This window comes from Kitasatospora sp. NPDC015121 (assembly GCF_055562955.1).
Window position 1 is genome coordinate 1 of sequence record NZ_JBVHEH010000072.1, and the last position, 9,384, is coordinate 9,384.

Here is a 9,384-nt window from a genome sequence, read left to right on the forward strand (position 1 = left end):
CCGATGATCAGCCGATGGACCATGCCACGGGCTCGTACCCGACCCCGCCCCGGCCCCCCCCCCCCCCCCCCCCCGCCCGCCCCCCCCGGCCCCCCCCCCCCCCCCCCCCCCCCCCCCCCCCCGGGGGGGGCCCCCCCCCGGGGCCCCCCCCCCCCCGGCCGGGCCGGGCCGCCAGCGGGCGGCCCGGCCCGGGAGACACGAGAGGAGAACCGGGGTGCGGCAGCAACCGGTCCTGGAAGTCCGGGGGATCCGCAAGGAGTTCCCCGGGGTGGTGGCGCTGGACGGGGTCGACTTCCGGCTCTTCCCCGGCGAGGTGCACGCCCTGATGGGGGAGAACGGCGCCGGGAAGTCCACCCTGATCAAGGTGCTCACCGGCGTCTACCAGTCCGACGGCGGCGAGGTGGTGCTGGCCGGCGAGCGGGTCCGGATCACCGGGCCGCTGCAGGCCCAGCAGGCCGGCGTCAGCACGGTCTACCAGGAGGTGAACCTCTGCCCGAACCTGTCGGTCGCGGAGAACATCTTCATCGGACGCGAACCCCGCCGGTTCGGCCTGATCGACTGGGCGGCGATGCGCCGCCGGGCCGCCGAACTGGTCCGCGAACTCGACCTGGACGTCGACGTCAGCGCGCCGCTGAACAGCTACTCCATCGCCGTCCAGCAGCTGGTGGCGATCGTCCGCGCGGTCGACGTCTCCGCCAAGGTGCTGATCCTGGACGAGCCGACCTCCAGCCTGGACCGCGACGAGGTCCGCCAGCTCTTCGCCGTCATGCGGCGGCTGCGCGACCAGGGCGTGGCGATCCTGTTCGTCTCGCACTTCCTCGACCAGGTCTACGAGATCTGCGACCGGATGACCGTGCTGCGCAACGGCCGGCTGGAGGGCGAGTACCTCACCAGCGAGCTGAACCAGGTCGAACTCGTCTCCCGGATGATCGGCGCCGAACTCGCCGGACTCGACCAGCTCGGCGGCGGCAAGCGCCGCGAACGCGCCGCGCCCACCGGCCCGGCGTTCCTGCAGGCCGACCGGCTCACCCGGCGCGGCGCCGTCGAACCGTACGACCTCGACATCCGGCCCGGCGAAGTGATCGGCCTGGCCGGGCTGCTCGGCTCCGGCCGGACCGAGGCCGCCCGGCTGCTGTTCGGCGCCGACCAGAGCGACGGCGGCACGCTGCGGATCGAGGGCGCGGTCACCGCGCTGCGCGGCCCGCGCGACGCGATCGCCCGCGGCATCGCGTTCTGCTCGGAGAACCGCAAGACCGAGGGCCTGGTCGGCGAACTGACCGTCCGGGAGAACATCGTCCTCGCGCTCCAGGCCTCCCGGGGCTGGATCCGCCCGCTGTCGCGCACCGCCCAGGACGCCTACGCGCTGAAGTGGATCCGCGCCCTGGACATCCGCCCCGCCAACCCCGAGGCGCTGGTGCGCAACCTCAGCGGCGGCAACCAGCAGAAGGTGCTGCTGGCTCGCTGGCTGATCACCGACCCCAAGCTGCTGATCCTGGACGAGCCCACCCGCGGCATCGACATCGGCGCCAAGGCCGAGATCCAGAAGCTGGTGGCGAACCTCGCCGAGGACGGCATGGCGGTGCTGTTCATCTCCGCCGAACTGGAGGAAGTGCTGCGGCTCAGCCACCGGGTCGGCGTGCTGCGCGACCACCGGATGGTCGCCCAGCTCGACAACGACGGCGGGCTCACCCCCGAGCGCGTCATGGCCACCATCGCGAGCGGAGCGCACGCATGAGTGAGCGGAGCGAGCGAGTCATGGACAGGTGCGCGTGGGCGAATGCCTCCGCCGAGCGCAGCGAGGTGGGCGCATGAGTACGGCAACAGCGGCGAGCCCGGTGAAGGCGGTGGTCCGCTCCCGGCTGTTCTGGCCGGCCGCGGTGCTGGCGGTGCTCCTGGTCGCCAACCTCGCCTTCACCCCCGACTTCTTCGCCGTCCGGCTCCAGGGCGGCCACCTCTACGGCTCGCTGATCGACATCCTGCACTTCGGCGCCCCGCTGATCCTGGTCTCCCTCGGCATGACCCTGGTGATCGCCACCGGCGGCATCGACCTCTCGGTCGGCTCCACCGTCGCGATCTCCGGCGCCCTGGCCTGCCTGCACATCAGCGAGTCCGCCGACCCGGGCAGCCTCGCCACCGTGCTGGGCGCGATCGGCATCGCGCTGGGCACCGCCGTGCTGCTCGGCGCGGTCAACGGGCTGCTGGTCGCCCGGGCCGGGGTCCAACCGATCATCGCCACCCTGATCCTGATGGTCGCCGGCCGCGGCGTGGCCCAGCTGATCACCGACGGCCAGATCATCACCGTCACCAGCGACCCGTACAAGCTGATCGGCGGCGGCTACTGGCTGACCATGCCGTTCGCGATCCTGCTCAGCGCCCTGGTGGTGCTCGCCACCGTGCTGCTGACCCGCTCCACCGCGCTCGGCCTGCTGCTGGAGTCCGTCGGCGGCAACCCGGTGGCCAGCCGGCTGGTCGGCATCCGGGCGATGCGCCTGGTCGCCCTGGTGTACGTGTTCAGCGCGCTGTGCGCGGCGCTGGCCGGGCTGATGGTCTCCTCCAACGTCTCGGCCGCCGACGGCAACAACGCCGGACTGTGGATCGAACTCGACGCCATCCTCGCGGTCGTGCTCGGCGGGACCTCGCTGAACGGCGGACGGTTCTCCATCGGCGGCACCGTCCTGGGCGCGCTCATCATCCAGACCCTCTCCACCACCGTCTACACCATCGGCATCCCGCCGGAGACCACCCTGGTGTTCAAGGCGTTCGTGGTGATCGCGGTCTGCCTGATCCAGTCGCCCGCCTTCCGCGCCAAGCTCGCCGCCCGCGGCACCCGCACCCGGCGCCCCACCCGGTCGCACGCCGCGGCCCCCACCAACCGGGAGGTCGGCGCATGAACGCCCACGCCCTGCTGACCCGCCTGCGCGGGCAGATCCCGCTGCTGGTCACCGCGGTCCTGCTGGTGTCGATGTTCAGCGTCGGCTCGGCGCAGTACGAGGGCTTCTTCTCCGGCCAGGTCGTGCTCAACCTGCTGATCGACAACGCCTTCCTGCTGGTCGTCGCGGTCGGCATGACCTTCGTCGTGCTCACCGGCGGCATCGACCTGTCGGTCGGCGCGGTGGTGGCGCTGTCCACCATGGTCTCCGCCTGGCTGGTCGAACAGCACGGCTGGCCGCCGCTGCTGGTCATCCCGCTGGTCCTGCTGACGGGCACCGCCGGCGGCTGGCTGATGGGCTGGATCATCCACACCTTCGAGATCCAGCCGTTCATCGTCACCCTGGCCGGCATGTTCCTGGCCCGCGGCCTGTGCTACACCATCAGCGTCGAGTCGATCTCCATCACCGACCCGCAGTACACCGCGATGGCGCAGACCCGGATCCCGCTCGGCGACCTGTTCGTCTCGCCCAGCGCGCTGATCGCCCTGCTGGTGGTCGCCGCCGGCTTCGTGGTCCTGCACTACACCCGGCTCGGCCGCAACGTGTACGCGCTCGGCGGCAGCGAGCAGTCCGCCCTGCTGATGGGCCTGCCGGTGCGGCGCACCAAGACCGCCGTCTACGCGATCAGCGGCTTCTGCTCCGCGCTCGGCGGCGTCCTGCTGACCTTCTACATGCTGTCCGGCTACGGCCTGCACGCGGTCGGCCTGGAACTCGACGCGATCGCCGCGGTCGTCATCGGCGGCACCCTGCTGACCGGCGGCTCCGGCTACCTGCTGGGCACCCTGCTCGGCGTGCTGGTGCTCGGCCTGATCCAGACCGTGATCAGCTTCCAGGGCACCCTCAGCTCCTGGTGGACCCGGATCGTGATCGGCGCCCTGCTGTTCGTCTTCATCGTCCTGCAGCGCCTGAGCACCGCCCGCCGGCGCTGACCGCCGGGCCCCGCCGCCTGCGCCGCAGGGCCCGCGGGCACCGCCCCCGAACCCCGCCGGGCCGACCGGCCCGCCCGCTTCTCGCCGGGCGGCCCGCGCGGGTTCCGTCCGCGCCCTCCCAACAGGCGAGGACGGGACACCGGCCGGCCGCCGGCCCGCAACGGCGCGGAGAGCGCCGGCGGCCGCCACAGTCCACCCCCACGCCCCACCCCATGCCAAGGAAGAGACAGTGAGCTTGACTTCCCACCACGACCGGGCGAACGAGCCGGAGGGCTACGTCGTCGGCGTGGACTTCGGCACCCTGTCGGGGCGCGCGGTCGTGGTCCGCACCAGCGACGGCGAGGAGCTCGGCAGCGCCGTGCACGCCTACCCGCACGCCGTCATCGAGGACCGCCTGCCCGGCACCGGCCGCCGCCTGCCCCCCGACTGGGCGCTGCAGCACCCCGAGGACTGGCGCGAGGTGCTGCGCACCGCCGTCCCCGCCGCGCTGGCCGCCGCCGGCGTCGACCCGGCCGCCGTGACCGGCATCGCCACCGACTTCACCGCCTGCACCGTGCTGCCGACCCTGGCCGACGGCACCCCGCTGGCCGAGCTGCCCGCCTGGGCCGGGCGCCCGCACGCCTGGCCCAAGCTGTGGAAGCACCACGCCGCGCAGGGCCAGGCCGACCGGATCAACGCGCTCGCGCACGCCCGGGGCGAGAAGTGGATCCACCGCTACGGCGGCAAGATCTCCGCCGAGTGGCAGTACGCCAAGGCGCTCCAACTGCTGGAGGAGGACCCGGAGGTCTACGCCGCGTGCGAGCGCTGGATCGAGGCCGCCGACTGGATCGTCTGGCAGCTCACCGGCGCGGAGTCCCGCAACACCTGCACCGCCGGCTACAAGGGCGTCTTCCAGGACGGGGCCTACCCGTCCGAGGAGTACCTGGCCGCCCTGCACCCCGACTTCGCCGACTTCGCCCGCACCCGGCTGGAGCACCCGGACGGCCTGGCCGCGCTCGGCTCCCGGGTCGGCTCGCTGACCGCCGAGGCCGCCGCCTGGACCGGCCTGCCCGAGGGCATCGCGGTCGCCGCAGGCAACGTCGACGCGCACGTCGCCGCGCCCGCCGCGCAGGCCGTCGACAACGGCAAGCTGCTGGCGATCATGGGCACCTCCACCTGCCACGTCGTCAACGGCCCCGCCCCGGCCGACGTCCCCGGCATCTGCGGCGTCGTCGACGGCGGCATCGCCGAGGGCGCCTGGGGCTACGAGGCCGGGCAGTCCGCGGTCGGCGACATCTTCGCCTGGTGGCTGCGCCAGGGCCTGCCCGCCGACTACCTCGCCGAGGCCGAGGCCAACGGCGAGGACCCGCACCAGCTGCTCACCCGCAAGGCCGCGACGCAACCCGTGGGCGCGCACGGCCTGGTGGCGCTCGACTGGATGAACGGCAACCGCTCCACCCTGGTCGACCACCACCTCTCCGGCGTCATCGCCGGACTCACCCTGGCCACCCGCCCCGAGGACGTCTACCGCGCCCTGCTGGAGGCCACCGCCTACGGCACCCGCACCATCGTCGAAGCCCTGGAGACCGGCGGCGTCCCCGTCACCGAGTTCGTCGTCACCGGCGGCCTGAAGAAGAACGCCCTGCTGATGCAGATCTACGCGGACGTGCTGCGCCGCCCGGTCTCGCTGGCCGTCTCCGAACAGGGCCCGGCCCTCGGCTCCGCGATCCACGCCGCCGTCGCCGCCGGCGCCTACCCGGACGTGCGGGCCGCCGCCGCCGCGATGGGCCGCGTCCAGCGCCACGCCTACCTGCCCGACCAGGCCCGCGCCGACGCCTACGACGCCCTGTACGCCGAGTACCGCCTGCTGCACGAGCACTTCGGCACCGGGGAGGACCTGCTGCTGCACCGCCTGCGCGCGATCCGCAACACCGCGCTGAGCCACGCCGCCCCGAGCCACGACAGCGAGGACTGACACCCCATGAGCGACACCATCGACGCGCTGCGCCGCCAGGTCTGCGACCTGCACCGGGAGCTGGTCCGCTACGGCCTGGTCGTGTGGACCGCCGGCAACGTCTCGGCCCGCGTCCCCGGCGAGGACCTGCTGGTCATCAAGCCCAGCGGCGTCGACTACGACGCGCTGACGCCCGGCAACATGATCCTGTGCGACCTGGACGGCAACGTGGTCGAGGGCGGGCACGCGCCCTCGTCCGACACCGCCGCGCACGCCTACGTCTACCGCCACCGCCCCGACGTCGGCGGCGTGGTGCACACCCACTCCACCTACGCCAGCGCCTGGGCCGCCCGCGGCGAGCCGGTGCCGTGCGTCCTGACCGCGATGGCCGACGAGTTCGGCGCCGAGATCCCGGTCGGCCCGTTCGCGCTGATCGGCGACGACTCGATCGGCCGCGGCATCGTCGAGACCCTCGACGGCCACCGCTCGCCCGCCGTCCTGATGAAGAGCCACGGCGTGTTCACCATCGGCAAGGACGCCCGCGCCGCCGTCAAGGCCGCCGTGATGTGCGAGGACGTCGCCCGCACCGTGCACGTCTCGCGCCAGCTCGGCGAGCCGCTGCCGATCGCCCAGGACGACATCGACCGCCTCAACCACCGCTACCAGAACGTCTACGGCCAGCGCCCCGCTGCCCAGTGAAGGAGAACCACCAGTGACCGAGGTATTCACCGGACGCGAGATCTGGTTCCTCACCGGGAGCCAGGGCCTCTACGGCCCCGACACCCTCCAGCAGGTCGCCGAGCAGTCCCGGCAGGTCATCAACCAGCTCGCCCGCACCGGCCTGCCCGTGCGCCTGATCTGGAAGCCCGTCCTCACCGACGCCGACGCGATCCGCCGGGTCTGCCTGGAGGCCAACGCCGACGACGCCTGCGTCGGCCTGATCGCCTGGATGCACACCTTCTCCCCGGCCAAGATGTGGATCGCCGGCCTCGACGCGCTGCGCAAGCCGCTGCTGCACCTGCACACCCAGGCCAACCGCGACCTGCCGTGGGCCACCATCGACATGGACTTCATGAACCTGAACCAGGCCGCCCACGGCGACCGCGAGTTCGGCTACATCCAGTCCCGCCTCGGCGTCGCCCGCAAGACCGTCGCCGGCCACGTCAGCGACCCCGAGGTCGCCCGCCGGATCGCCGCCTGGTCCCGCGCCGCCGCCGGCCGCGCCGACCTCGCCACCCTCAAGCTCGCCCGCTTCGGCGACAACATGCGCGACGTCGCCGTCACCGAGGGCGACAAGGTCGAGGCCCAGCTGCGCTTCGGCGTCTCCGTCAACACCTACGGCGTCAACGACCTGGTCGCCGCCGTCGACCAGGCCGCCGACGCGGACGTCGACAAGCTGGTCCAGGAGTACGAGGAGCGCTACCGGCTGGCCCCCGAACTGCGCGCCGGCGGCGAGCGCCACGACGCGCTGCGCTACGCCGCCCGGATCGAACTCGGCCTGCGCGGCTTCCTCACCGCCGGCGGCTTCGGCGCCTTCACCACCAACTTCGAGGACCTCGGCGGCCTGCGCCAGCTCCCCGGCCTCGCCGTGCAGCGCCTGATGGCCGACGGCTACGGCTTCGGCGGCGAGGGCGACTGGAAGACCTCCGTCCTGCTGCGCACCCTCAAGACCACCGCCACCGGCCTGCCCGGCGGCACCTCCTTCATGGAGGACTACACCTACCACCTGGAGCCCGGACGGGAGTTGATCCTCGGCGCGCACATGCTGGAGGTCTGCCCGACCATCGCCGCCGCCACCCCGTCCTGCGAGATCCACCCGCTGGGCATCGGCGGCCGCGAGGACCCGGTCCGCCTCGTCTTCGACGCCGCCCCCGGCCCCGCCGTCGTCGTCGGTCTCGCCGACCTCGGCGACCGCTTCCGCCTGGTCGCCAACGAGATCGACGTCGTCGACCCGGCCGAACCGCTCCCCAACCTGCCCGTCGCCCGCGCCGTCTGGCAGCCCCGCCCCAACCTGCGCACCTCCACCGAGGCCTGGCTCACCGCCGGCGCCCCGCACCACACCGTGCTCACCAGCGCCCTCGGCACCGAGGAGCTCGACGACCTCGCCGAGATGCTCGCCACCGAACTCGTGGTCATCGACGCCGACACCACCATGCGCACCTTCACCCGCGAACTGCGCTGGAACCAGGCCTACCACCGCCTCGCCCAGCGCCTCTGACCCCCGGCAGCGAGGAACGACGACGCCCGTCCGCCCGCGGGCGTCGTCCGCTTTCCCGGCCCGCCCGCCCAGCCGCCCGTCCGCCCGTCCGCCAGCCCGCCCGCCCCCGCTGAACGGAGCCTCCCGTGCCGTCCGGAGCACCCGCCCCCCTCAGGATCACCCAGACCGACACCGCCACCCTCCCCGACGGCCGGCGGATCACCCGCTGGACGTTCGGCGCCCCCGGCGGCGTCACGGCGGAGGTGCTCAGCCTCGGCGCCCGCCTCGAAGCCCTGCACGCACCCGACCGGGACGGGCACCGCACCAACGTCGTCCTCGGCGGCGCCCACGTCGCCGACCTGCTCGGCGACGGCGCCTACTTCGGCGCCACCGTCGGCCGCTACGCCAACCGCGTGGCCGGCGGCCGGCTGCCCCTCGACGGCACCGTCCACCGCCTCGCCACCCAGGACACCGGGCACACCCTGCACGGCGGCCCCGACGGCTACGCCACCCGCCTGTGGGAGGGCGAAGCCGTCCAGGAGGAACAGCGGGTCGGCGTCCGCCTGCGCCTGCACAGCCCCGACGGCGACCAGGGCTTCCCCGGCGCGCTCACCGCCGAGGTCGGCTACCTGCTCGACGCCCACGGCGAACTGACCATCGACTACCGGGCCACCACCGACGCGCCCACCGTCGTCAACCTCACCAACCACGCCTACTTCAACCTGGCCGGCGAGGGCAGCGGCACCGTCCTCGACCACCTGCTGCGCGTCGACGCCTCCGGCTACCTCCCCGTCGACGCGGAGCTGATCCCGCTCGGCCCGGTCGAACCCGTCACCGGGACCCCCTTCGACCTCCGCGACACCCACGTCCTCGGCGACCGGCTCGCCCTGCGCCACCCGCAGCTCGACCCGGCCGGCTCCGGCTACGACCACACCTGGGTGCTGGACGGCACCGGCCTGCGGACCGCCGCCGTCCTCACCGACCCGGCCAGCGGCCGCCGCCTGGAGTGCCGCACCACCGAACCCGGACTCCAGGTCTACACCGGCAACCTCTTCGACGGCACGGTCACCGGCCGCTCCGGCCGCCCCTACCGGGCGCATGCCGGCATCGCCCTGGAGACCCAGCACTTCCCCGACTCCCCGAACCGGCCCGACTACCCCTCCACCGTCCTGCGCCCGGGGCAGGAGTACCGCTCCACCACGGTCTACCGGTTCACCGCCGGGCGCTGACCGCCGCCCCCGACCACCCGCAGGACGCACGAAAGGACCCGACCCCATGAGCGACGCATTGAACCGCCTCGGCGAAGAAGGCGTGGCGATCTGGCTCGACGACCTGAGCCGGGAGCGCCTGAACTCCGGCAACCTGGCCGAGCTGGTGCAGGAGAAGCACGTCGTC

At 73.4% G+C, this 9,384-nt stretch carries 7 protein-coding genes and 1 pseudogene; all 8 read left to right on the top strand.

All coding sequences use genetic code 11. From position 1 onward, the window contains the following. Positions 1–214 precede the first annotated feature (214 nt). Positions 215–1,735, top strand: coding sequence for a sugar ABC transporter ATP-binding protein (locus tag ACZ3J7_RS40415; RefSeq protein WP_465628399.1), 1,521 nt, complete (start codon positions 215–217; stop codon positions 1,733–1,735). A gap of 73 nt (positions 1,736–1,808) precedes the next feature. Next, the gene (locus tag ACZ3J7_RS40420; RefSeq protein ID WP_465628401.1) at positions 1,809–2,891 is read left to right on the top strand and encodes an ABC transporter permease; all 1,083 of its coding nucleotides are present in this window, start codon (positions 1,809–1,811) and stop codon (positions 2,889–2,891) included. Beyond that, positions 2,888–3,859, top strand: coding sequence for a galactofuranose ABC transporter, permease protein YjfF (gene yjfF, locus ACZ3J7_RS40425; protein ID WP_465628403.1), 972 nt, complete (start codon positions 2,888–2,890; stop codon positions 3,857–3,859). The genes ACZ3J7_RS40420 and yjfF overlap by 4 nt, the downstream gene beginning before the upstream one ends. A gap of 235 nt (positions 3,860–4,094) precedes the next feature. Beyond that, on the top strand, positions 4,095–5,813 hold the full coding sequence (locus ACZ3J7_RS40430) for a ribulokinase (RefSeq protein WP_465628411.1): 1,719 nt from the start codon (positions 4,095–4,097) through the stop codon (positions 5,811–5,813). 6 nt (positions 5,814–5,819) lie between these two features. After that, the gene (locus ACZ3J7_RS40435; protein ID WP_465628405.1) at positions 5,820–6,491 is read left to right on the top strand and encodes an L-ribulose-5-phosphate 4-epimerase; all 672 of its coding nucleotides are present in this window, start codon (positions 5,820–5,822) and stop codon (positions 6,489–6,491) included. Between the two features lie 13 nt (positions 6,492–6,504). Then, on the top strand, positions 6,505–8,010 hold the full coding sequence (araA, locus tag ACZ3J7_RS40440; RefSeq protein WP_465628407.1) for an L-arabinose isomerase: 1,506 nt from the start codon (positions 6,505–6,507) through the stop codon (positions 8,008–8,010). Positions 8,011–8,135: 125 nt separating this feature from the next. After that, positions 8,136–9,218 carry an aldose epimerase family protein gene (locus tag ACZ3J7_RS40445; protein WP_465628409.1) on the top strand — a complete coding sequence of 361 codons (1,083 nt, stop codon included), beginning with the start codon at positions 8,136–8,138 and terminating at the stop codon, positions 9,216–9,218. 46 nt (positions 9,219–9,264) lie between these two features. After that, positions 9,265–9,384, top strand: a pseudogene (locus tag ACZ3J7_RS40450) (transaldolase); the annotation flags it as partial.

What these genes read in the sequence shown, in the direction of transcription:
- ACZ3J7_RS40420 (WP_465628401.1), top strand. Translation starts at nt 1,809, where the DNA reads ATGAGTACGGCAACAGCGGCGAGCCCGGTGAAGGCGGTGGTCCGCTCC.
- yjfF (WP_465628403.1), top strand. Translation starts at nt 2,888, where the DNA reads ATGAACGCCCACGCCCTGCTGACCCGCCTGCGCGGGCAGATCCCGCTG.
- ACZ3J7_RS40435 (WP_465628405.1), top strand. Translation starts at nt 5,820, where the DNA reads ATGAGCGACACCATCGACGCGCTGCGCCGCCAGGTCTGCGACCTGCAC.